20 protein-coding genes are annotated in these 23,493 nt (G+C 43.6%); 11 read left to right on the top strand and 9 right to left on the bottom strand.

Annotation, left to right across the window (positions count from 1 at the left end):
• Positions 1 to 114 precede the first annotated feature (114 nt).
• From ABJ384_RS01820 to dxs, 3 genes are all read right to left on the bottom strand, one after another.
• Positions 115 to 1,977, bottom strand: a complete 1,863-nt coding sequence (locus ABJ384_RS01820) for a DEAD/DEAH box helicase (RefSeq protein WP_349928562.1) — start codon at positions 1,975 to 1,977, stop codon at positions 115 to 117.
• Between the two features lie 540 nt (positions 1,978 to 2,517).
• Positions 2,518 to 3,348, bottom strand: a complete 831-nt coding sequence (locus ABJ384_RS01815; RefSeq protein WP_166168685.1) for an inositol monophosphatase family protein — start codon at positions 3,346 to 3,348, stop codon at positions 2,518 to 2,520.
• A gap of 117 nt (positions 3,349 to 3,465) precedes the next feature.
• The gene (gene dxs / locus ABJ384_RS01810) at positions 3,466 to 5,373 is read right to left on the bottom strand and encodes a 1-deoxy-D-xylulose-5-phosphate synthase (protein WP_349928560.1); all 1,908 of its coding nucleotides are present in this window, start codon (positions 5,371 to 5,373) and stop codon (positions 3,466 to 3,468) included.
• Between the two features lie 310 nt (positions 5,374 to 5,683).
• On the opposite strand from dxs, the gene ribA reads away from it, so the two are divergent.
• A complete protein-coding gene (gene ribA / locus ABJ384_RS01805; RefSeq protein WP_349928558.1) occupies positions 5,684 to 6,286 on the top strand; it encodes a GTP cyclohydrolase II in 603 nt (200 codons plus the stop codon).
• Positions 6,287 to 6,387: 101 nt separating this feature from the next.
• Here ribA and hemN read toward each other — a convergent pair whose 3' ends face one another.
• Positions 6,388 to 7,752: an oxygen-independent coproporphyrinogen III oxidase gene (gene hemN, locus ABJ384_RS01800; protein ID WP_349928556.1), complete on the bottom strand. Its 1,365-nt coding sequence runs from the start codon at positions 7,750 to 7,752 to the stop codon at positions 6,388 to 6,390.
• 275 nt (positions 7,753 to 8,027) lie between these two features.
• Between hemN and hemF the strand changes: the two genes are divergently transcribed.
• The 3 genes from hemF (at position 8,028) to aroE (ending at position 10,383) form a co-directional block, all read left to right on the top strand.
• Positions 8,028 to 8,972 carry an oxygen-dependent coproporphyrinogen oxidase gene (gene hemF / locus ABJ384_RS01795; protein ID WP_349928554.1) on the top strand — a complete coding sequence of 315 codons (945 nt, stop codon included), beginning with the start codon at positions 8,028 to 8,030 and terminating at the stop codon, positions 8,970 to 8,972.
• Positions 8,973 to 9,254: 282 nt separating this feature from the next.
• Positions 9,255 to 9,461 (top strand): hypothetical protein, encoded by a 207-nt coding sequence (locus ABJ384_RS01790; protein WP_300046093.1) that lies wholly within the window; start codon positions 9,255 to 9,257, stop codon positions 9,459 to 9,461.
• A gap of 133 nt (positions 9,462 to 9,594) precedes the next feature.
• Entirely contained in the window at positions 9,595 to 10,383 is a 789-nt protein-coding gene (gene aroE / locus ABJ384_RS01785; RefSeq protein WP_300046095.1) for a shikimate dehydrogenase, read from the top strand.
• A 59-nt stretch (positions 10,384 to 10,442) separates the two neighbouring features.
• On the opposite strand, the gene ABJ384_RS01780 is transcribed toward aroE, so the two are convergent.
• Positions 10,443 to 12,809: a hypothetical protein gene (locus ABJ384_RS01780; protein ID WP_349928552.1), complete on the bottom strand. Its 2,367-nt coding sequence runs from the start codon at positions 12,807 to 12,809 to the stop codon at positions 10,443 to 10,445.
• A 226-nt stretch (positions 12,810 to 13,035) separates the two neighbouring features.
• On the opposite strand from ABJ384_RS01780, the gene ABJ384_RS01775 reads away from it, so the two are divergent.
• The gene (locus ABJ384_RS01775; RefSeq protein ID WP_349928550.1) at positions 13,036 to 14,859 is read left to right on the top strand and encodes an acyl-CoA dehydrogenase C-terminal domain-containing protein; all 1,824 of its coding nucleotides are present in this window, start codon (positions 13,036 to 13,038) and stop codon (positions 14,857 to 14,859) included.
• Between the two features lie 1,027 nt (positions 14,860 to 15,886).
• Positions 15,887 to 16,096: a cold-shock protein gene (locus tag ABJ384_RS01770; protein ID WP_086195804.1), complete on the top strand. Its 210-nt coding sequence runs from the start codon at positions 15,887 to 15,889 to the stop codon at positions 16,094 to 16,096.
• Positions 16,097 to 16,276: 180 nt separating this feature from the next.
• Here ABJ384_RS01770 and hemW read toward each other — a convergent pair whose 3' ends face one another.
• Positions 16,277 to 17,431, bottom strand: coding sequence for a radical SAM family heme chaperone HemW (hemW, locus tag ABJ384_RS01765; RefSeq protein ID WP_349928549.1), 1,155 nt, complete (start codon positions 17,429 to 17,431; stop codon positions 16,277 to 16,279).
• Between the two features lie 127 nt (positions 17,432 to 17,558).
• Here hemW and ABJ384_RS01760 point away from each other — a divergent pair, with 127 nt between their 5' ends.
• The 4 genes from ABJ384_RS01760 (at position 17,559) to ABJ384_RS01745 (ending at position 21,297) form a co-directional block, all read left to right on the top strand.
• Entirely contained in the window at positions 17,559 to 18,020 is a 462-nt protein-coding gene (locus ABJ384_RS01760; protein WP_300047560.1) for a DMT family transporter, read from the top strand.
• Between the two features lie 36 nt (positions 18,021 to 18,056).
• Positions 18,057 to 19,412, top strand: a complete 1,356-nt coding sequence (locus ABJ384_RS01755) for an MATE family efflux transporter (RefSeq protein ID WP_349928548.1) — start codon at positions 18,057 to 18,059, stop codon at positions 19,410 to 19,412.
• A gap of 224 nt (positions 19,413 to 19,636) precedes the next feature.
• Positions 19,637 to 20,935, top strand: a complete 1,299-nt coding sequence (locus ABJ384_RS01750) for an AarF/ABC1/UbiB kinase family protein (protein WP_349928547.1) — start codon at positions 19,637 to 19,639, stop codon at positions 20,933 to 20,935.
• A gap of 107 nt (positions 20,936 to 21,042) precedes the next feature.
• Positions 21,043 to 21,297 carry a type B 50S ribosomal protein L31 gene (locus ABJ384_RS01745; RefSeq protein ID WP_166168663.1) on the top strand — a complete coding sequence of 85 codons (255 nt, stop codon included), beginning with the start codon at positions 21,043 to 21,045 and terminating at the stop codon, positions 21,295 to 21,297.
• A gap of 108 nt (positions 21,298 to 21,405) precedes the next feature.
• Here the strand turns inward: ABJ384_RS01745 and crcB are convergent, their stop codons facing one another.
• Positions 21,406 to 21,786, bottom strand: coding sequence for a fluoride efflux transporter CrcB (gene crcB / locus ABJ384_RS01740; protein ID WP_166168661.1), 381 nt, complete (start codon positions 21,784 to 21,786; stop codon positions 21,406 to 21,408).
• Positions 21,787 to 21,939: 153 nt separating this feature from the next.
• Between crcB and ABJ384_RS01735 the strand changes: the two genes are divergently transcribed.
• Entirely contained in the window at positions 21,940 to 22,272 is a 333-nt protein-coding gene (locus ABJ384_RS01735) for a HopJ type III effector protein (RefSeq protein ID WP_349928546.1), read from the top strand.
• Positions 22,273 to 22,415: 143 nt separating this feature from the next.
• On the opposite strand, the gene ABJ384_RS01730 is transcribed toward ABJ384_RS01735, so the two are convergent.
• The gene (locus ABJ384_RS01730) at positions 22,416 to 22,823 is read right to left on the bottom strand and encodes a protease inhibitor I42 family protein (RefSeq protein ID WP_349928544.1); all 408 of its coding nucleotides are present in this window, start codon (positions 22,821 to 22,823) and stop codon (positions 22,416 to 22,418) included.
• Positions 22,824 to 22,861: 38 nt separating this feature from the next.
• Complete coding sequence (locus ABJ384_RS01725; protein ID WP_180042152.1) at positions 22,862 to 23,422, bottom strand: hypothetical protein; 561 nt, start codon at positions 23,420 to 23,422, stop codon at positions 22,862 to 22,864.
• Positions 23,423 to 23,493 lie beyond the last annotated feature (71 nt).

Genomic DNA, 23,493 nt, shown 5'->3' with positions numbered 1-23,493 from the left:
CAGAATCAAGACAAACTATGATCCAGTATACATTTCTATCCAACAAGATCAAAGATTAATCCCATAAAAAAACCGGTGTTTCCACCGGTTTTTTACTACCCAAATCTAACGTTATTAGTCGTTAAATTTGCGACGTGGGCGATCTTCACCAAAACTGCGTTTAGGACGATCTTCACCGAAAGAACGCTTAGGACGATCATCACCAAACGAACGTTGTGGACGATCACCGAAACTGCGTTGTGGACGGTCACCATTGAATTCGCGACGTGGACGATCACCTGCTGGTTTATAGTCTACGCGGTTACCACGGTTGTCATCGTTAGAACGAGGACGGTCGCCAAAACCACCTTCACGACGTGGAGCTGGACGATCACCGAAATCACGCTTCGGACGGTCATCAAAAGAACGTTGTGGACGGTCGCCAAAACCACCTTCACGACGTGGACGATCTTCACCGCCAAAGCTACGTTGTGGACGATCGCCATTATATTCGCGACGTGGACGATCTTCACCGCCAAAGCTGCGTTGTGGACGATCACCAAAACCACCTTCACGACGTGGACGGTCGCTATTGAATTCACGACGTGGACGCTCTTCTCCACCGAATGCTGGACGTTCGCCACGTGGTTTGTCATCGTAGCTGCGACGTGGACGATCATCACCGCCTTCACGACGTTTGAAGTTACTTTCGCCTTCAAAACGTGCACGACCACCGCCATCACGACCGCCAAAACCGCCACGACCACGACCACCGCCATCACGACCGCCACGACCACGACCGCCGCCATCACGACTACCGCGTGCAGGAGGTGGAGATGGCTCAAGACCTTCAATTTCAGAAACGTTTAAACGTGCTTCCAGGAAGTCTTCTAAAGCACGGATCTTGCCGCGTTCACGGTAAGTTGCAAGTGTAATTGCTTTACCAGTACGACCAGCACGGCCAGTACGACCAATACGGTGTACATAGTCTTCGTTCTTCATTGGAAGACCGAAGTTAATTACGTGAGAAATGGTTGGTACGTCAAGACCACGTGCAGCAACGTCAGTTGCAACTAGAATCTTAGCACGACCTTCACGGATGCTACGTAAACGACGGTTACGAACAGTTTGTGGCATAGCACCATGAAGTGCTACAACTGATAGACCTGCTTCAGCAAGTTCTTCAGCCAACATATCTGTGTCTTCTTGAGTAGAAGCAAATACGACTGCTTGATCAACGTCTTCTTCGTTCAACCAGTGAGTAAGAAGTTTTTTCTTATGTTCGAAACCGTCAGTCCAATGCAAAGTCTGAGTAATATCAGTATTTGTAGAGTGACCAGTTTCAATCGAAATACGCATCGGATCATTCATCATGCGTTCTGCAAGTGTAATGATACGTGGAGCAAATGTCGCAGAGAACATAAGTGTTTGCTTACGGTTTGCAGCCAAATCACCAATGGCTTCTAGATCTTCAGAGAACCCAAGATCCAGCATACGGTCAGCTTCATCAACAATTAATGAATCAACTTTGTCGAGTTTAATTTGACGACGGTTAACCAAGTCAAGTAAACGACCTGGAGTCGCTACAACCACTTGTGCACCTTTTAACTGCTGGATTTGTTTACCAAAAGGCATACCACCCATGATTGCAGCTACACGTACGCCTTTCATATGGCGAACCAAGGCAATCGCATCCTGACATACTTGCTGTGCAAGCTCACGAGTCGGAGAAATTACCAAAATAGATGGTTGAGTAATTGCTTTCATACGTTCTTTAAACGGTACGAAAGTATCTTGATTTGCAAGTGCATTCAAAGTTGGAAGCAAGAATGCAGCTGTTTTACCAGAACCGGTTTGGCTTGATACTAAAAGGTCTTTACCTTCAAGCGCAGCAGGAATCGCTTGTTCTTGTACAGGAGTTGGCGTAGTAAAGCCTAAACCTTCAAGAGCCTGTGTTAATGACTCATCGAGGGAAAAATCAGCAAAAGTTTTGCTCATAGAGAGTATTCACCCTGAAATGGGTGCTCCATTTAATAAATTACAATATGGACATCGGCAAAAAGCGGCACAGCAATTAGAGCTGAAAAAATAAGGATTCAGCAGCGATCCGAATAACGACGATGTGGATATAACGCACGCATGATTACGGCCGCAAACCTGAAGGAATCGCTTAAGCGATTGGGGCGCGAAGGATATGTCCTCTCTATGGACAGCACGCGCATACAATGATTAGAAGATAATGTTCAGGTAAAGAACGGAAATTTAAGTGCGTGGCGGCATAATAACAGAACCATTTAAAAAAGTAATCATTTTTTTCGATTAAATGATGCATACATACTGTTTTTTTCAGTAACAGTCTATTTTACAACTCAATTTTGTTTAATTTTTAAACAGATAATATTGTAACGTTTTATCTGGATAAAAATGCGGGCAAATAGACGCTATCCGACATTTTCATTGAATCAGGAATTTAATCCAGAAATAAAAAAAGCCCTCACAAGGAGAGCTTTTTTGTCATGTCACTCGATTCAATCAATCTTACTTGGCTGCGTCACCCCAAGCCGGAACAACAGCTTGCATTAAAGGCTTAAGCATTTTCATAGAGCAAGCAAGTACTTGACCATTTTCCATAGAATCGGCACCACCACGTGCATCCACTACAGTACCACCCGCTTCTTTCACGATGAGCTCGCCTGCAGCGATATCCCAAGGTTTCAGACCCAGTTCAAAATAACCATCCAAACGGCCTGCAGCAACATAAGCCAAATCTAATGCAGCAGAACCTGCACGACGGTATTGTGCACCCGCTTCAGTTACGTTTAATAATGACTCAAAATGGTTTTTTGCATAAGAGATCACTTCACCGTTACGTTTAGCACGGTAAGCATGACCTACGGCAAGGAAAGTATTTTGCAGGCTGTCTTTGACATTTACGCGAATACGGCGTTGATTCAACATGGCACCGCGACCACGGCTGGCAGAGAATAACTCGTCTTTCACAGGGTCATAAATCACGCCGTGTTGAGTCACACCTTTGTGCTGAACAGCAATAGAAATACAGAAATGCGGGAAACCGTTAATGAAGTTTAAAGTTCCATCAAGCGGGTCGATCACCCAGCACCATTCGGCGTCGTGACCTTTACCTTCTTGCAGACCAAACTCTTCACCAAGGAAGCTGTGGTTTTTATAGCTTTTACGTAGCGTATCGATAGTCAATTGTTCCAAATAACGGTCTACACGCGTTACCGGACCATCAATTCCTTTTTCTTCGACTTGTAGATCGAGTTTATGACGATTTTGATGCGCTTTTAAAAGCTCTTGACCAACTAATTGAGCCGCACGCGCAGCCATCACCACCATAGGTTCCATTGAACACCCACTACAAATTTGAAGATATTGATAAAGAATAATGCATAAAAGCCCTCACATTTTAACAAATACGAGGGCTTTTAGGGAAAAAATGTTTCTAAAATTTTTTAAGATTGATCAGGACACCGACTGCATAAGCTTTGACCAGGCCAATTCAACTGATTTTTCAATTCCTTTGGCATCCAGCCCGGCTTGTTGCAGCATCTGTGCATGTGAAGCCTGATGCATGAAGATGTCTGCCAGCCCCAAATTCAAGATTGGTTTAACAATTTGCGCCTGCGCCAAATACTCGTTTACCGCACTACCTGCGCCTGCCATTACCGCATGTTCTTCAACAGTGACAAATAGACTGGTTGTCGCAGCCAACTGTTCAATAATCTGCTCATCCAGCGGTTTAACGAAGCGCATATTCACCACACGCACTCCCACCTCATGGCTAGCAGCGAGTGTTTGTGCTGCTTCTACCGCCACACTGACACGGCTACCGAATGCCAGAATGCTGATCTGCTCTTCTTGAGATTCATTAAAACTGGTCACAATTTCTGCTTTACCAATCTCCAAAGCCGTCATTTGTTGCTGAATTTCAACCCCTACACCATTGCCACGCGGGTAACGTACCGCCGCTGGACCATTGTATAAATAAGCAGTATGCAGCATTTGACGACATTCATTTTCATCTTTAGGCGCCATAATCACCATATTGGGTACGGTACGCATAAAGGCATAGTCATAAGCACCGGCATGGGTTGGACCATCTTCACCCACCAGCCCGGCACGGTCGATGCCAAAAGTGACATCCAGATTTTGCAAGGCCACATCATGAATCAGCTGGTCATAACCGCGTTGCAGGAAAGTCGAATAAATCGCTACGACCGGTTTTAAGCCCTCACAGGCCATCCCTGCCGCCAAGGTCACGGCATGCTGTTCGGCAATCGCCACATCAAAAAAGCGTTCCGGGAACTGTTTGGCAAACTGTACCATGCCCGAACCTTCACACATAGCTGGCGTAATCGCCAACAAACGCTGATCTTGGGCAGCTTCATCACAGAGCCATTGTCCAAACACATCGGAATATTTCGGTGCTGCATTGCTTGAAGATACAGTATTTAATTTACTGATGGCATGGTATTTAATCTGATCGGCTTCTGCTGGTGCAAAACCCTTACCTTTTTTGGTATAGACATGAATTAAACGCGGACCTTTACGTTTTTTTAGGGCATTAAATACCTGTACCAATTGATTGACATCATGACCGTCAAATGGGCCAAAATAGTCAAAACCAATGGCTTTAAACAGATTATCTGCAGCTTCAGTGGCAGCACAGTGCAAACGGGAATTGTAAGTCCATTCCGGATGCGGCTGTATATACGCATCACCCTCATCAGTAACATTCACCGACTCGCCACGTTCCCAAATGGCAGCCAAATGTTTGGCAAATCCACCGGTACTGCATGAAATAGACATGTCATTATCATTCAATACCACGATTAAATCTGCATTATGTGCAACGGCATCATTCATGGCTTCGAAGGCCATACCGGCCGTCATGGCACCATCGCCAATAATCGACACCACTTCACACGGATCATTCTGATAACGGCGTGCCAGTGCCATGCCCAATCCCGCAGAAATGGCTGTTGAAGAATGTCCCACGCCAAAAGTATCGAATATCGATTCTTCACGCGCCGGGAAGGCAGCCAAACCGTCTTTGGCACGAATGGTAGTCAACTGTTCACGGCGACCAGTCAAAGCTTTATGCGGATAGGCCTGATGACCCACATCCCAGATCAGACGGTCATGCGGCGTATTAAAACAATAGTGCAAAGCCACAGTGAGTTCGATCACCCCCAGATTAGCACCAAAGTGTCCACCGCTTTGTCCTGCTGCATACAAAATGTACTGACGTAACTCATCTGCCACTTGTTCTAATTGGCTGCGCTCGAGCAATCGTAATTGTTGCGGATGATCAATCGCATTCAGCAACGGAGTTACAGGTCGGTGAGTCGGTATTTCTGTATACAACATAAATGGCGAAGCCTTCTAAAGCCTGGCAAATCCTAAGCTAGGTCAATGGGTTTATTCGAGCATAATGATCGAATTGTATCACCTTTAAATCAGCCACATTTCTAGCGATGCAGTTTAGAGGCAAATCTCTACACTGGGTGTTTGTTCATGAGCGAGATTATCCTGAATAATCTTACTATTTATCAACCATTATCGTTCGCTTTATACAAAAAAGAAAATCTTCTGCATAAATTCATCTTTACAATTCAACTAATGTCCAATCATTCAGCTATACTTTAGCTAATTAATAAACTATTTAACGAGTTAAGCAGTGCCCATAGAATTTGTCGCGACTTCAAGATTACCAACCGCTTTTGGTGAATTTAAAATCACGGTATTTCAAGATCCTAAAACGGGTGAAGAACATGTAGCACTGTCTAAAGGTCTGGATATGCCGCCTGTCGGGCCGGTATTGGTGAGAATACATTCTGAGTGTTTAACCGGTGATGCCTTTGCTTCACTGAAATGCGATTGCGGCCCGCAACTGCAAGCCACCCAGAAACTGATTAATGAAGTCGGTCAAGGCGTGATTCTGTATTTACGTCAGGAAGGTCGCGGTATTGGACTAACCAACAAGATTCGTGCCTATGCCCTGCAAGATCAGGGACACGATACGGTTGATGCCAACTTGATGCTGAATTTGCCCGCGGATGCACGACACTATGACATGTGTACCATCATGCTCGACCATTTAAAGGTCAAGCAGGTTAAACTGATTACCAATAACCCTTCAAAGATTCAGGCACTACAAGAACTGGGCATTGATGTGGTGGACCGTGTGCCGCTAACTGTCGGTTTAAATCCTTTCAATGCAGAATATCTAAAAACCAAGCATGAACGCATGGCGCATATGTATAAGAAAGGCGATTTTTAATATCCTTTTTACAAATCCACTCCGACTTTATACAAATCAACCCCAACCCTCCTTTGCTAAAGGAGGGAGTTGTCTTTTTTAAAAGGGAAGTTTGTAGGGATTTAAATCGTCATCGAAAAAATTCGATTCTCTGGTATACGGCGTTTTAGGCGTAAATCAAAAGCCATACAGATATTACGAACAAAAGGCTTACCTTGTTCAGTCACGGTAATGCCCTGCTCATCAATCTGTAACAACTGATCCTGCTGCATTTCTGCAAGTTGCCGCAAAACCTCGGGCAATTCAGGAAATTGCATCTCTTTCGATGCCCAAGATGTAGTAAAAGTACACATCAAGTTCAAGATATGTTTACGGATCATCAAATCTTCTGTACTCAGCACATGGCCTTTGATCACCGGAATTTCATTTTGCTCTAGACGTGCATAGTAGTCTTCCAGTTTTTTTTCATTTTGTGCAAAGCTGTACCAGCTGTCGCTAATCGAAGAAATACCCAGGCCAATCATCACTTGGGTTTTGGATGCGGTATAGCCCATAAAATTACGATGTAAAGTACCCTGTTTAAAGGACTGGCACATACTGTCTTTTTCTAGAGCAAAATGATCCATACCAATTTCATGATAACCTTGCGCCAGTAACTTATTCTTTCCTTCTTCATAGCACTGGCGTTTTATTTCATCTTTCGGTACATCAGCATCTTTAAAACCACGCTGGCCATTGCCCTTAATCCATGGAACATGGGCATAGCTATAAAACGCCAAACGGTCCGGCCTTAACCGATTGGTTTGATCAATGGTATTCAGCACATCTTGCAAACTCTGAAAAGGCAGACCAAAAACCAGATCATGTGAAATGGACGTATAACCAATTTCACGTGCCCACTCCGTTACACGCTGTACATGTTCAAAAGGCTGCATCCGGTGGATGGCTTTTTGCACCGTTTCATTGTAGTCCTGAACTCCGTAACTGACCCGACGAAAGCCCAGATCATATAAGGCTTGCAAATGTTCACGGGTGGTATTGTTAGGATGCCCTTCAAAACTGAATTCATGCTCGGCAGCCACCTCTGCCTTTGCCAAGATGCCCTGAATTAACTGTTGTAAATGCTCAACCGAAAAGAAGGTCGGTGTGCCGCCGCCCAAATGAATTTCTTTAATTTTCGGCTTTGTTACCAGCAACTGGCAATACAAGTCCCATTCTTTCAGCACAGCCTGAATATAAGGCTGTTCCATCTCATGCTTTTTGGTCACTTTTTTATGGCAACCGCAGAAAGTACATAGGCTTTCACAAAATGGCAGATGGATATACAGACTAATGCCTTCACTCTGGTTGGATTCATCAAAGGAACGTTTTAAGCTCTGTTTCCACAGATCAAGCGAAAATGGCTCGGCTTCCCAATACGGCACCGTTGGATAACTGGTATAACGGGGTCCCGGCACATTATATTTTTGAATTAAAGAACGCGTCATCGTTGCTATCCACTCTCTACTGCAACAGCCGGTTATACTTATAACCGAACCCATATTTTGCATCACATATTCAACTCATTTTGCTGGGCTTGCTTATAGAATTCAACCTAGTGATCTAGTCGGGATATTTTTCAGCGCCCACCTCCAATCAAAGTCCGAACAAAATGAATGTCTCCATATTTCAATAAAAAAACATGCTGTATAAAAATCCTTACTCTTTTATACAATTTATGCTTTGATGTGTCTCAGTTTTCTTTTCCGCTATGAGGGCTTTGATGCAGCATCCTACATCTGCCGATATTCAACGCGTTCGCGAATTCCTGCTTGATCTGCAAAGCCGTATTTGCTCGCCACTTGAACAACAAGAACAACAAGGAGGCGGCACAGCCCGGTTTGAAATTGATGACTGGCAGCGCCCTGAAGGCGGTGGCGGCCGTTCACGTGTTTTGCAAAACGGCAGCGTCATTGAAAAAGGCGGGGTCATGTTCTCGCACATCAACATTGCTAAACTCCCCGCTTCTGCCACAGAACGCCATCCACAAATTGCCGGTGCTAAAGCCCAGGCTATGGGTGTGTCTTTGGTGATTCATCCGAAGAATCCCAATGTGCCGACTTCACATGCCAACGTGCGCCTGTTCGTGGCCGAAAAAGAAGGTCAGGATCCAGTGTGGTGGTTTGGTGGCGGTTTCGACTTAACACCATTTTATCCGAATGATGAAGATGTTTTGACTTGGCATCAAAAGGCCCATGATCTTTGCGCGCCATTTGGTGATACGGTGTATGCAGAACACAAAAAATGGTGTGATGATTATTTCTATTTAAAACATCGCGACGAACAGCGTGGTATTGGCGGCTTATTTTTTGATGATTTAAATCAGTGGGACTTTGAAACCTGCTTTCAGTATATGCAGGCTGTCGGCAATGGTTACCTGGAAGCGATTGTTCCCATCTTTCAACGCAATCAGGATAAACCGTATAGCGAAGCACAGCGCGATTTCCAGCTTTATCGTCGTGGCCGTTATGTCGAATATAACCTGGTCTATGACCGTGGCACTTTATTTGGTCTACAAACCGGCGGTCGAATTGAATCGATTTTGGTCAGTATGCCCCCATTAGCAGCCTGGTCGTATCGTCCCGAATGGGAGGAAAATTCACCTGAAAAATGCTTAACCGACTATTATCTCAAACCGCATGACTGGTTGACTGAACTTAAAAAATAAAAAAAGTTTTTATCCCTTTTTTCCTACAGAAAAAGGGATTTTTCACTGAAATAACTTTTGAAATCAAATCAATATTCAAGTATTTAAATAATTAAAATCAATATTTTAATTTAATTAAGACAATTAACTAGGCTATTAATGCAAGAAAAACTGACATATTTCCTTACAGCACTAGACACGAGTGTGTCACAAAAATCGTTTAGACTGGATCATGATATTCATGACCTATACTGATTTAATCAGCATGGATAAATACAAAAAAGTATGCTTGAAGGAGAAACGATGCTCAACACAATGTTAAATAATAAGGTGATTTTATTTTGGTGTATTTTAACCCTGATCGTGTGTTCTATCACCATTACCTTGCTTTCACATAGCACCCTTGCAGACAGCGTGTCGATTAGCTTTAGCGTATTTGCAGGTTTTGCCCTATTTTTTACTGCAGCCATGTGGCTGGAAGATACCATTCGCGAAATTTGTAATCCTTAACAGGATTTAACTTTATCGCTTTAACGATTTCCCCTCTTCTTTCTTCTTTGTCATTTTTCCTTTCCGTAGTGGCTTTAGCCCGCGGGAAAAATCACGTATATTGAATGCCATTTCCGCACACGGACCTTGTGAAATGAGCAAACAATTTGCCGTGATTGGCAATCCAATCGAACAATCACGTTCTCCAGAACTGCATCATGCTTTTGCCAAAAAAACTGGCATTGACCTGAGCTATAGCAAACGCCTTGCGCCACTGGATGGCTTTGTAGCCAATATCCAGGAGTTTTTTGCTCAGGGTGGTATGGGTATGAACGTGACCGTGCCCTTCAAAGAGCAAGCTTTTGCAGCCTGTGCCGTATTAACTGAACGTGCCAAAATTGCCAAGGCAGTCAATACCCTATGGATGCAGGATGGCAAGCTGTATGGCGACAATACCGATGGTCAAGGTCTGGTCGATGCCATCAAGGCCCTAGATTGGAAACTCGACAATAGCGAGCTGTTAATTATTGGTGCGGGCGGTGCAACCCGTGGTGTCATCTACCCCTTGGTACAGGCGGGTGCGAAAAAAATCGTCATCGCTAACCGGACTTTAGCCCGTGCAGAACAACTGGTTACCGACTTAAAACCCGCTGTGCCGCAAGCCACCCTTGAAGCCATTTCTTTAAATGATCTGGCTGGTCATTTTGACATTGTCATTAATGCAACTTCGGCAAGTTTAACCGGCGATGCCTTGGTTTTACCTGAAGCTTTACAATTTGAGCATGCCTATGAAATGGCCTATGGCAAGCCATCTAGCTTTTTAGATCAAGCCAAAGCCCGCGGTGTTCCGACCTCAGAAGGTTATGGCATGCTGGTTGGACAGGCGATTGAAGCTTTTTATATCTGGAACGGCATTAAACCTGAATTAAAAGACTTTCTTTAACTAACATTCATCAAAAGAACCTCAGGATGATCTGAGGTTCTTTTGAACCATCTTCCTGTTTATTTTACATATTTCTGCATATTTTCATACACTTCCATATATATTTCATAATTAATAACTTCAGCATGTTGAAAGGTCAGGTCTTGAATCGTTTTCTGACTTAATTTTCCATGCTTGCTGTCGATATAGCTTTGCCCCAAAATCTGCGCAGTTTCTTTGAGCACACGCGAGTCGGCGGCATTGTCCGGATATTCCTCCCGGTATGCTTTCAGGTATTGCTGGGCAAAAATATGCTGTGGCTGCTTATACTGCTTCGCGGCTTGGTGCCAAGCTGCAGCGACCTTACCTTCGCCTACAGCACGCTCAGTCAAGGTATTAACATGGCTGCCTATAGCCCGGTTGAATTGGCTGTCATCCTCAAGATGATGCTTTTTCTGTAAGGCCTTAATGCGCTCAAGTTCTTTGCCTTTAGGATCATAATACTGTTCATCGCTAAACCAGTAGGCATACACCTCTGCCATTTCTTGCAAGGTTTGCGGACTAAGGTTTTTCACCCACTCACTTTGCTCTGCAGCCATATCGAGCAAAAATAAGGTTTGGTAGGTTTGACTGAACGACTGGGCTTGCTGATAGGTTTTATCGGCCAACAGATTCAACTCATCCTCATAGCTTAAGGCGGGTGCTTCGGCTTTAGTTCCTTCGATCACAGCAGCTGGCTGCTCCAGAGTTCGCCCTACATCTTTCACCCATTTTTCTAAAATTGAACCTTTGCTCACCTCTTGAATCGACTTGGCATCGCGCAATGCAGCACGGTCAATTTTGCTGGCTTGCCCATAATTAAATACACGCATATCGGCCTGTACATCAATTTTACCGTACTTTTCAGTAAGGAATTGCACAGCATAATCGACCTGTGCCGCACGTCCCTGAGCATCTAAACCGACATCTATTTGTATCGGGGTCTTTTTAGCTGGCGAACTTGCCGCTAGAACCTGACGAATTTCAGGCTGGTGCGTTGCCCACAGCTCAGCAAAATGCGCTGCATCTATAAACTGTTCAGAAACATACGGTGCAAAGACCAAGGCTAATTTTTCGTGTACCGAACGGTCCTTTGCTTCAACCGAAGCCGTGATCTGTACCGGTTCAACACGCTTAAAAGCATCTAATTCATAAGCAAAAATGCAGTATGTTAAATCACCGACTTGGGCTGTTTTTGGCGTAGCAATTATACGCTGGCAGTCGTCTACTGTAAGAGTAATAGTTTCATCAGCAGTGTCTTGTTCTGTCGGGCTTTCATCATCCGTTTCTGTTTCTAGCGCTACATCCTCTTCGTCTACCAGTGAATCGGCTGAACCATAAAGTTTATCGCTGACCAGTTCACGCAAGGCAAGTGTTGCACTGTAGGCTGTGTCATCTTGAGCCACAGCATCAGCTTTACCTGCTTGCACAGGTGAAGCAGTATCTTCCACAGCCTGGGTTACAGCCTCTCCCGCCTGCTTTTCACTCCCGGCATCGCTCACTTTAGTAGCTGTGGTATAGCCCAGCACGGAGCGCTTTAAATACGGCTCATTCACCTGTTCAAACAAGGCCATTTGCAACATCAGTTCTTCCAAGGTGCTGCTAAAACGTATTTTTTCAGTCAACTGACCGTTCTTCTCTGCAACGCTCAGTGGCAGGCTTTTGATTTGTCTAGCATCAGCCAAAATATATGGCAAGGCATTTACCGCTTTTAAATAATCAGCCAACTTCGCTACATTTACCCGTTCAAAATCAGCTTTATATTTCGAGAAATCAATATAGGCAAAGCTGTTTTGACTGTCTTTATTCACCAAATACGGCATCAAAGAAAAATAATTGGTATAAAATTTATATTCTTTAAAATCGACCACCATCGGTACTTTCATTTGCACCAGCAAGGTCGGCTTTTCATAACGGGCTGCCAAGTTTAAAGCAGCGGTCTTTTCTCGATAATGCACAGAACCATCATATTCAAATTGCGTATTATTGAGTAAATTCAATGCAAAAATATTGAATGAACTCAGCTTGTCCTCTGAAGCAAAACTGTCCGCATGCCCTTGCTGCTGTTTCGCCATAGCGGCATACAGGTTTTGTTTTTCAGTGCTGTTTAAACGGATATTCCGCGCTTTTAAATATTGATCTAAACGTTTTTTCAATGCCGGTTCAAATGCTATCGCCGGATTGACTTGCTGCTGTGCTTTTTGACGTCCTATGTCCGGACTAGACTGTACACTGAGCTTGCCCCGAAAATCATAACTGGATGTTTCAAACATCGCATTTAGACCATGAATCGCTCTTTGCTCTACAGTTGCCACCTGATTCGGATTGGTCTTTATGACATGCTGTGAACAGCCTGAGAAACTGAGACTACAAAGACAAAAAGTTAAATATTTTAGTTGTGCCTTCACATGTAAACGCCTTATATTCATTATACTTTATTCTGTTCTAAGCTACAGAATTACAACCCAATATAACATAATAGGATGTTGATACTATTGGGTCGAGCATATTTTATAATTCGCATTTCTGACATTTTTAATCGCTATCCTTATCAATGTTTTTTGATGATAAATGTGAATAATCAAGGTATCGATACAGATAATCCAGAACTATTTCTAAATTAGGATTAAGACTATGCCAGCATATAAAGCCCCTTTGCATGATATTCGTTTTTTAATGAACGAAGTGCTTGATTACCCGGCACACTACAAAACGCTTTCAAATGGTGAAGCAGCGGATGCTGACACTGTAGACATGATTCTTGAAAGTGCGGCAGATTTCTGTGAAAACGTACTTTCTCCACTCAACCAATCGGGTGATGAAGAAGGCTGTCACTTTGAAAATGGTGAAGTCAAAACCCCAAAAGGCTTTAAAGAAGCCTATGACCAGTTCGTGCAAGGCGGCTGGCAAGGTTTGTCTTTCCCTGAAGAATTTGGCGGTCAAAATCTGCCGCAATCTTTAAACCTGATCAAATCAGAAATGATGGGTACTGCAAACTGGGCCTTCCAGATGTATCCAGGTTTAAGCGTCGGCTGTATGAACACCATTCTTCAGTTTGGTACTGAAGCACAAAAAAACACCTATATGCCTAACCTGGTGACAGGAGAATGGTCAGGTACGATGTGTCTTACCGAACCACAATGTGGTACGGACTTAGGCCAGGTCAAAACCAAGGCGGAACCCAAGGCAGATGGTACCTATGCCATTTCGGGCACGAAAATCTTTATCTCTGCCGGTGAACACGATTTAACAGAAAACATCGTTCATATCGTGCTTGCCCGCCTTCCAGATGCGCCTGCCGGGACCAAAGGTATTTCGCTATTCATTGTGCCAAAATTCCTGGTCAATGCAGATGGTACAGTGGGTGAGCGCAACCCTGTCAGCTGTGGTTCAATCGAACACAAAATGGGGATTCGCGCTTCTGCAACCGCCGTTTTAAACTTTGACAATGCAACGGGTTACCTGATTGGCGAGCCACACAAAGGCTTGCATGCCATGTTCACTTTCATGAACACTGCGCGTATCGGTACCGCGATCCAGGGCATTGCCCATGCTGAACTGTCATTCCAGGGCGCACTTCCTTATGCCAAGGAGCGTATGTCCATGCGTGCCCTTTCAGGTAAGAAAGACCCTGAAAAAGTGGCTGATGCGATCATTCACCATGCTGACGTTCGTCGTATGCTACTCACTCAAAAAGCGATTGCTGAAGGCGGTCGTGCAATGATTTATTACGCCGCACAAATTGCCGACAAAATGGCTGATGCCTTAATACAGGGTGATACTGCAGCATATGAAGCACATGATGATCACCTGGGTTTCTACACCCCTATCCTGAAAGGTTTTTTGACTGAATTGGGTTTTGAAGCTGCCAACCACGGTATGCAAGTCTACGGCGGTCATGGCTACATCAAAGAATGGGGCATGGAACAGATTGTTCGTGACTCACGTATCTCTACCCTGTACGAAGGGACCACCGGTGTACAGGCACTTGACCTGATTGGCCGTAAAGTCCTGTTAACCTCTAGAGGTAAAGTGATTCGCGATTACACGGCTGAAATCCTGAAATTCTGTGGTCAGCATGCGCGTAACAAATACATGCGCCGTTTTGCCTGGGACTTGACCAAGCTTTGCGCACAATGGAATGCTCTCACCGTTCGTATTATGCTGGCGGCACGTAAAGACCGCGACATCGTGTCATCTGCATCGGTTGATTTCTTGATGTTCTCAGGTTATGTGATGATGGCTTACTTCTGGGCACAGCAAGCTGCAGTGGCTTCGGCAAAACTGGCTTCGGGTGAAGGTCAGGAAGTGCCTGAATTCTACAAAGCAAAAATCAAAACAGCTGATTTCTACTTTGAACGCCTGCTGCCACGTACTCAGGGTCATGCCGAAGCGATGGTCAATCCATCCAAGACCATGACTTCACTGGCACCTGAACACTTTAGCTTTGACTACTAAACTGTAAAGTTTAAGTCAAAATAAAAGAGCACTTCGGTGCTCTTTTTTTTCAAGCCATATTCCATAAAAGCACTTATATCAAATAATACCCTTGCGGAGGATTTACTGATTGTATCCATATTGCGGTAGCCAGTCCCAAAAATGGGATAGTGCTCATCAGTACAGCTAATGAGCATGACGCAATGGCAAAGAAAAACCCCGGCAGGATGCCGGGGTTTTTCTTATGGGTTGATTAAGCATGACTCCTGTCTTGCCTCACAGTCCTGGTGTTTGAACGTATTATTGTTGTTTTCTGTTCCGGAATATCCTGTTCCTGTATGACTTGATCTTAAGAAAAAAGAACGGCTGTTCCAATCCGCAAAATCCCTAAATCAATGTACGTCAGAGCTTACAAAGCCGAGCATTTTCACTATTGAGTGGAAACTTGATGCCGCTGTTTATTTACGCCCTGAATATTCTCCTCGGCTCTTCGATTTAAATATTGTTTCATCTGCAGGCAAGTAGCCGTATGCCCGCAGTTCAACGAAGGCGAATATATCTTTTCTGCCCCCCATTCAGTTAATTACCCTTCACCTACAGAAAGTCGCCCCAGTTTAAATCGCTTTTGAGATGTGGACATGGTTGCACAATATGTAGCAAACGTTTCTTTTCACTTGCCTATTGGCATGACTTACTGCGGAACAGGAAACAATGCTGAGCTAGAACCAGCAATCAATAGAAAAACAAGCATCTTGGTTTTAAAAATAAGTAATTGAATAAATTTAATTTATTTAATATCTGGTTTGTTTAACGATTATTTTTATAAAAAAAAATTATAATATATATAAAAAACTTGAATATTTATTTATTTCATGTATGATTAACTCAACTAGAAAAAATCTTGTTTAGTAAATCTTCTTTAAGTATCGCAGTTTTAGTCATAATCCTTCGCTTTTTTCAGATCTTAAGCTCAATTCATTATTATTTTCAAAGTTAATATCAGTCATTTAAGATGGCTAAAAATTATTAAAATTCGATAGGTTATATTATGTCTAATACAGTTAACGGTACAGTAAAATGGTTTAACGAAACTAAAGGTTTCGGTTTCATTCAACAAGAATCTGGTCCAGATGTATTTGCTCATTTCAGTGAAATTGCAAATTCTGGCTTTAAAACATTGTTTGAAGGTCAGCATGTATCATTCAGTATTGCGCAAGGTCAAAAAGGCCCGAATGCTGTAAATATTGTTGCTTTATAATAAGTAACATCGATAAAAAAGCACTTTGATAGTGCTTTTTTTGTTTTTAACGTTCAGACAAAGCTACATAGAAAACTAAAAACCTCACTCTCCCTTCTATGCAGTTGAATGGAAATTCAATCGCCCATATCTCCAGCTTCTGTATTGCATTCGAACATCAACCGAAGGATTAATTGCAAGTCACAGAAATGCTTCCAGCACCGAATTTAAAAACACATGCCCCTGCTCGGTACAAGACAAACGGTTTTCATCTTCAACCATCAACTGACGTGAACGTAATGAATTTAAAAGTTCATCCAAACTTGCTAAATTCAAACCTGTACGTTCAGCATACAGTTTGGCAGCCACGCCCTGATTTAACCGTAGCGCATTCATCATAAATTCAAACGGCATGTCTTCATCTTCAATACGTTTAAACTGTAGATGTTCAGCCGGCACTTTAGCCAAATAGTCCTTCGGCAAACGGGTTTTCTGGAAACGGTACACACCATCGTGTCGCGTCACTTTAGCGTGTGCCCCTGCCCCAATGGCCAGATAATCGCCAAACTGCCAGTAATTTAAATTATGCGCAGAGGGTTTTTCCTTACGCCAGGCTGAAACTTCATAGTTCACAAAACCATTGGCCTTTAGGTAGGCTTCACCCTGTTGCTGAATATCTTCCAGCACATCCTCAACGGGTAAAACCGGCTGGGTACGGAAAAATACGGTATTCGGTTCAATGGTCAATTGATACCACGACACATGCGTGGCACCATTTTCCACCGCCAGTTTTAAATCATACAAAGCCTGTTCTAGCGTTTGTTCTGGCAAGCCATGCATCAAGTCGACATTAACGCGTTCAAAGCCTGCTTCACGGGCATGCTGAATGGCATTAATCGCATCATCATTACTGTGAATACGCCCTAATTTTTGCAGCTGATCGCTATTAAAACTCTGCACACCAATAGAAAGACGGTTTATTCCAGCCTCTAAATATCCCACAAAGGGGTCATGCTCCACCGTTCCCGGATTGGCTTCCAGGGTAATTTCACAGCCATCTTCAAAAGGAATTAAGCTTTTTAACTGGCTAAATAGCCATTGATAACCCTTTGCAGAAATCAGTGACGGCGTACCTCCACCAATAAACACGCTATGAATCTGACGCCCCTGGGCAAAATCGACCTGGGTTTTAAAGTCTTCGACCAAAGCCTGTAAATATTGCTGTTCCAAAGCTAAAGACAGTTTTCCATCCGGTACGGCATGCGAGTTAAAGTCACAATACGGACACTTACGCACACACCACGGCATATGAATGTATAAAGATAAAGGAACCAGTGCAGGATTTAATTCAGCCAAGGAACAAGCTCAAAATATGTAGGACAGGAAGATTTGTATTTTAACATGACTCTATCAAGACGCTGCTGAAATCTCACAATGAATATCGGTACACTAGGGAAAACTACTGAAGAATTAAATTGTTAGAATGATGAAAATATCTGCTCAGTTGTTGTTATTCATCCCGCTGACCCTGGGGATTGGTATCGCGCTTACTTTTCAAACGGCTATTAATAGCCAGTTGAGAGAATATTTAAATTCACCTTTACAAGCTGCCCTTTTATCTTTTCTGGTTGGTACAATACTGCTGGCCATATTGGTGTTTTTTCAGCCGGTAGAAAAACCGGGTTTTGCCACGTTTGTGCAACTGCCATGGTATTTATGGTTGGGTGGATTTCTTGGGGTATATGCCATTAGCCTCAGTATTTATGCTGCGCCCAAACTTGGTTTTCTCACTCTGTCCGGTTTGATTATTTTTGGTCAACTGGTCACTTCAATGATTCTGGATCATTTTGGTTTACTGGGCACAGAAAAAACACCGGTGAACTGGCAACGCCTGTTAGGTGGCGTAGTGATTTTTATTGGTGTGCTTCTCACTTTACAACGCTAACCCCTCATTATTCTAAGCACATGATGAGTAATTTTTGTGTCGAATGTCTCGTCGGTTACAACGACCCGTTATGAATTAAAACAGCTCTTTCATTTGATGATTCCGATTCTGGTCACTCAATTTTCCCAGGCCGGTTTGGGACTGATTGATACCATTATGGCCGGACATCTGTCTCCGGTTGATCTGGCCGCAATTGCTGTCGGGGTAGGTTTGTGGATTCCAGTCATGCTGCTGTTTAGCGGCATCATGATTGCCACCACGCCTTTGGTTGCAGAAGCCAACGGCGCACGTACGCCGGAAAAAATTGCCAGTATTGCACGGCAATCGCTATGGATCGCTCTGATTCTGGGCATCATCGCTGCACTGATTTTACAGATCATGCCATTTTTATTGCCTGTTTTAGGCGTACCAGAAGTCTTGCTGCCCAAAGCCAGTTTGTTCCTGCATGCTATTGGTCTAGGTATGCCCGCTGTGACCATGTATGCAGCGCTGCGTGGCTATTCGGAAGCGCTGGGGCATCCACGTCCCGTGACAGCGATTAGCCTGATTGCATTAATTATTCTGGTTCCGCTTAACTTTATTTTTATGTATGGCTGGGGACCAATTCCGGAGTTAGGTTCAGCCGGTTGTGGTTTTGCCACGGCGATTTTGCAATGGCTGATGTTTATTGCACTTGCAACCTATGTCTTAAAAGCTTCGGCCTACAAAAAAACACAGCCCTTTGCCGCATTTGAAAAAATCAATCCGGACTGGATCAAGCGTATTTTAAGACTCGGTTTCCCGATTGGCCTGGCCATCTTTTTTGAAGTGAGCCTGTTCAGTACCGCAGCCATTGTGCTCAGTCCTTTGGGCGAAACCCTGGTGGCCGCCCACCAGATTGCCATGTCCGTGACCTCGCAATTATTTATGATTCCTATGTCGCTGGCCATTGCACTGACCATTCGTGTAGGTACCTATTATGGGGAAAAAAACTGGCTGGCGATGCATAAGGTACAATATCTGGGTCTAGCCACCGGCACTGTTTTTGCCTTCGCTACCATGGCGCTGATCTGGTTTTTCCGGCCAGAAATTGTGTCAATTTACACCTCAGATTACGAGGTCACTCAGGTCGCGCTATATCTGCTGCTGTTTGCCATGGCCTATCAGCTGATGGATGCCTGGCAAGTCAGTGCCGCAGGTTGCCTGCGAGGCATGCAGGACACCAAAGGTCCGATGTGGATCACCATGATTGCCTATTGGGTCATTGCCTTCCCGGTTGGGGTTTATCTGGCACGCTTTACCCAAATGCAGGCTGCTGGTGTCTGGGTGGGTTTGATTGTCGGTTTAAGTGTGGCCTGTATCTTGTTATTAACCCGTTTATACAAAATCAACCATCGCCTGAAAATGCCTTAAAAATTAAATAGATTCATCCCTTTTTATGGGAAAAGGGATGAGATCAGTACAGCATAAATATAAAAATAATCCACCATATTTCAGTTATTTAGCCACTCAAAAATTGTCTATTTTTTGATAATCTCACTGTAAAAGTGCAGCTTTTAACAATTTCAAGTAGGCAATATCCTGTTTAACGCCTATGATCATTAAAAACCATCTATGATGATGCTGAGGAATATCGCATGGCAAAAACGGCTAGGACCCCCGGTCGTCGCTTTATGAAACTTGCCAGTATGACGGCGAGTATTGCAACTAAAACCGTGTCAAACTCGATTAAAAATTTTAATGCCGATGAAGAACAAAAAAATGCTTCGCGCACTAAACTTTTTCAGGATATCGGCCTTCAGATTGCGGACACCTTGGGTGAAATGAAAGGTGCGGTGATGAAAGTGGGGCAAATTGCTTCACAATACAAAGACATCTTCCCACCAGAAGTAGCGCGTGCCATTAGCAAGTTACAGCGTCAGGCTCCAGCCATGCCTTTTGCTGAAATTAAAGCACAAGTCGAAAAAGAACTGAGTAAACCGCTCCTGAAAATCTTTAAAAGTTTTGATGAACAGCCTTTTGCGGCTGCCTCTATCGGGCAGGTGCATAAAGCCATCTTGCCGAACGGTCAGCAGGTGGTGGTGAAAGTGCAATATCCGGGTGTGGATGAGGCCTGTGAAAGTGACCTGAAACAGGTGCGTCTGGCCTTGCGCTTAATGGGTGTACTGAAAATTGACCGCAAGTTGCAAGATCAGCTGTTTAAGGAAATTCAGGACAGTCTGGATAATGAGCTGAACTATGAGATTGAGGCGCAAAACTTAGAAGTCGCACGTGCATTTCATCAAACATTAGACAATAAAATTATTATTCCTCAAGTCTATAGTGACTATTCTTCGCGTCATATTCTGACTTTAAGCCTGGAACAGGGCGAAAGCATCGAAACGGCCAGTACCTGGTCTCAAGACACCCGTAATGAACTGGGTCGCCGCCTGCTCCGTGCCATTGGTCAGGAAATTTTCTATCTAAAACGTTTCCACTGTGACCCGCATCCGGGCAACTTTGCCTTTCGTGAAGATGGGACGGTGATTATTTACGACTATGGCGGTGTCAAAACCCTGTCTACTGAAATTGTCTCGAATTTCAAGACCCTGATTAATGCCGCCCGTGAAGGCAATATTGCCGAAATGGAACAGAAGCTGGATGACCTGCATTCCATCACCACGCAAGGCAAGTTTCCTGAAGATCTATATCGCCAGTGGCTGGAAGTGTTGATGCGTCCGCTGATCACCCATTACGATTTTGCCGAAAACTCTGCCCATCATGATGGCGTCGAACTGCTGAAACCGTCATTAAAATATTGGGATGTGTTTAAGCCTTCACCGGATACCTTAATGGTTAACCGCACGGTTTCCGGACATTACTGGAATTTAATTCATTTAAAAGTGAATGATAACCTGAATGATTTATTTGAGGAGCTGGTGCCGCCTCGAGTCTGATCAAGCCGCACCCACCCGGTTCACCCATAGTGCCCGGGTTTTATTTGACTTGATAATTGTTATGTTATAACATTTCTTTAAATTTAAAATATACGATGGAGAAATGTATGCGTCCAGATATCCACCCCGACTATCAACAGGTACTGTTCCACGATACCAATGCAGATGTCTATTTTGTTATTGGCAGCACGTTAAAACCAACCCAGACACGTGAATATGAAGGCCAGACTTATCCTTATGTGACTCTGGATATTTCCAGTGCCTCGCATCCGTTTTATACCGGTGAACAACGTCAAACTAGCAATGAAGGCCGTGTAGCAAGCTTTAATAAACGTTTCGCACGTTTCAAACGCTCACATTAAATTCATACTGTTTTAAGATTTCAAGGTTAATCTTAAGACTTGAAAAGCCCAAGCCATATCCTCCAGCTTGGGCTTCTTTTTTTCTGATATGACAAAAATTTTGAGCTGTTATCGACTCTGCAATAAACCCTGAAACAGGTAAAAACCGAGCGCCAACACAATAATTCCTGTAATCACACTGGAAATGGCATAGCCTAAAGCCAGTGCAATTTGTCCATGCTTCAGCAGTTGAAAGGTTTCCAGACCAAAACTGGAAAAAGTGGTAAAGCCGCCTAAAATACCAACCATCAAAAACAGACGTGCTTCATTTTGCAAAACAGGAAATTTCTGGCTATAAGCAAAGAAAATACCGGCAAGCAGACAGCCAAAGATATTGATCCACCATGTCGTCCACGGAAATCCGCTGCTCGGTTTAAATAAAAATACCCCTGCACCATAACGCAAACTTGCGCCGACTGCTCCCCCTAAAGCTACCAGTAGCCAATTCATATCTGTTCCAATGTGATTGAGTTAAAGATCAAGATGATATAAATCTTTTGTTCACTATAGCGTACAAATGCGTTGAAATAGTAATGAAATGATGCCGTGAAAATTGTTATAGTCACGCGGTTTTTAAACTTTTTTCTATGAATTGAGGAAATTATGGCTCAGGATTTATTGGCACAGCTTCAGGCAGGTGAAATCAAATTTGCAGACGTGATTGCATATATTGATGCACGTTATCAGCATAGCCCTACAGCTTTTCAAAATGGCAAACAGGCCAATGCTGCAACGGAAAACCAAGGCAGTGCCAAAGTATTTTCTTTTGCCCAACTTAATGGTTTAGATCAGGCACAAACCCTAAGCCTGTTTGCTGAACATTATGCTGCCGTGTTAGCGACTCCTGAAGCCACAGACCACCAGAACATTCGCCAGTTTATGCAAAATGGCTGGGATGGTATTCAGTTTGACCGTCAGGCATTAACAGCGAAATAAGTTACTTATATACATCTTAGAATATAAAAAAGCCCGCTTTATTAAAGCGGGCTTTTTACTCCTCCCTTTCAAAAAGGGAGGTCGGGAGGGATTTAGAAAATCAATAAATCCCCCCTTTCCCCAAGAATCTAAAAAAACTTAAATCAGGAAATTCTGACCCGGCAACGCCACTCATCTACCGGATTTTGTTCCCACGCACGGCTATGTTTCACGTGAATCCATGCTTCACCCGGTTGCAGTGCAGTAAATATAAACAGTTTTTGTCCACCTACACCCAGCATCGGTTGCTGGCTTTTCACTTGATCTTGCCGATAAATTTCTTCCACTTTTAAAATGCTCTGCGGCTCGGCCACTTGCCAGACATATCCTGTAGTCGGATTCTCGGGCAGGATAAGTTTCAGGATCTGTCCCACGTTCATTTCCAGCAAAGCCGGGCATTGAGTGTCTAATGAGTAACTATGGGTTTTTCCATCTACCGTTGGACTCATACTGCTACACCCCACCATGCCGAATCCTAGAATTGCAGCAAAACTGAGTGCTAAAGATTTCATAAATTTAGTCTTTTCATCATCTTGTTATAAAAAAACGGTTAGCCTTTCACCCGTTCAATCCATTCAATTGAACTGACACGGAATAACTCACAGGCACCATCTCCAGTATCTGTCGGGGTCAAGGATGACGTCCAGACCAAATTTCTGTCTTTAATTTCCACCAGCTCGCCTTTTAGCCGCACCAAATCACCGCGTTTCACATGTTTAATCTGTTTGGCAATTTGAGGGTTGGCAGGAATGATGTGCATATTCGAGACCATTTGCATGGCTTGTTCGGCAGGCACCGGCAGGCGATCAATCTTCCAGTTTAAAAAGCGGTCATATTGATTGACCGATATATGACGTGCAATTTCAGGCTCGGCAAACAACCCCCAGCTCACGGCATAATCAATCGGTGAAAACTTGGCCTGTTCATCACTGGTATAAATTTTCGAACCTAGAATACGAAAATCGCCTTTAAACGATTGTAGTTTTTTGATTGACTGGTCTTTTGCCAGAGGAGCCAAGCCCTTCGCAATATTATAATCGACAGAAGCACTGGCACTCATTTGCAACATGCTGGCAGCAAGTAAAGTACTGAATAATATTGGCCTGACCATTTTTATGCCCCTAACATATTTCTTGATTTCTAACTTAATTTTAAATGAGTAAACTTAAAGAAATATATGGA

This window comes from Acinetobacter sp. A1-4-2 (assembly GCF_040233925.1).
Taxonomy (GTDB): Bacteria; Pseudomonadota; Gammaproteobacteria; order Pseudomonadales; family Moraxellaceae; genus Acinetobacter.
Note: the sequence above shows the minus strand (reverse complement) of the source record. Positions and strands in the feature narration are given on the sequence as shown.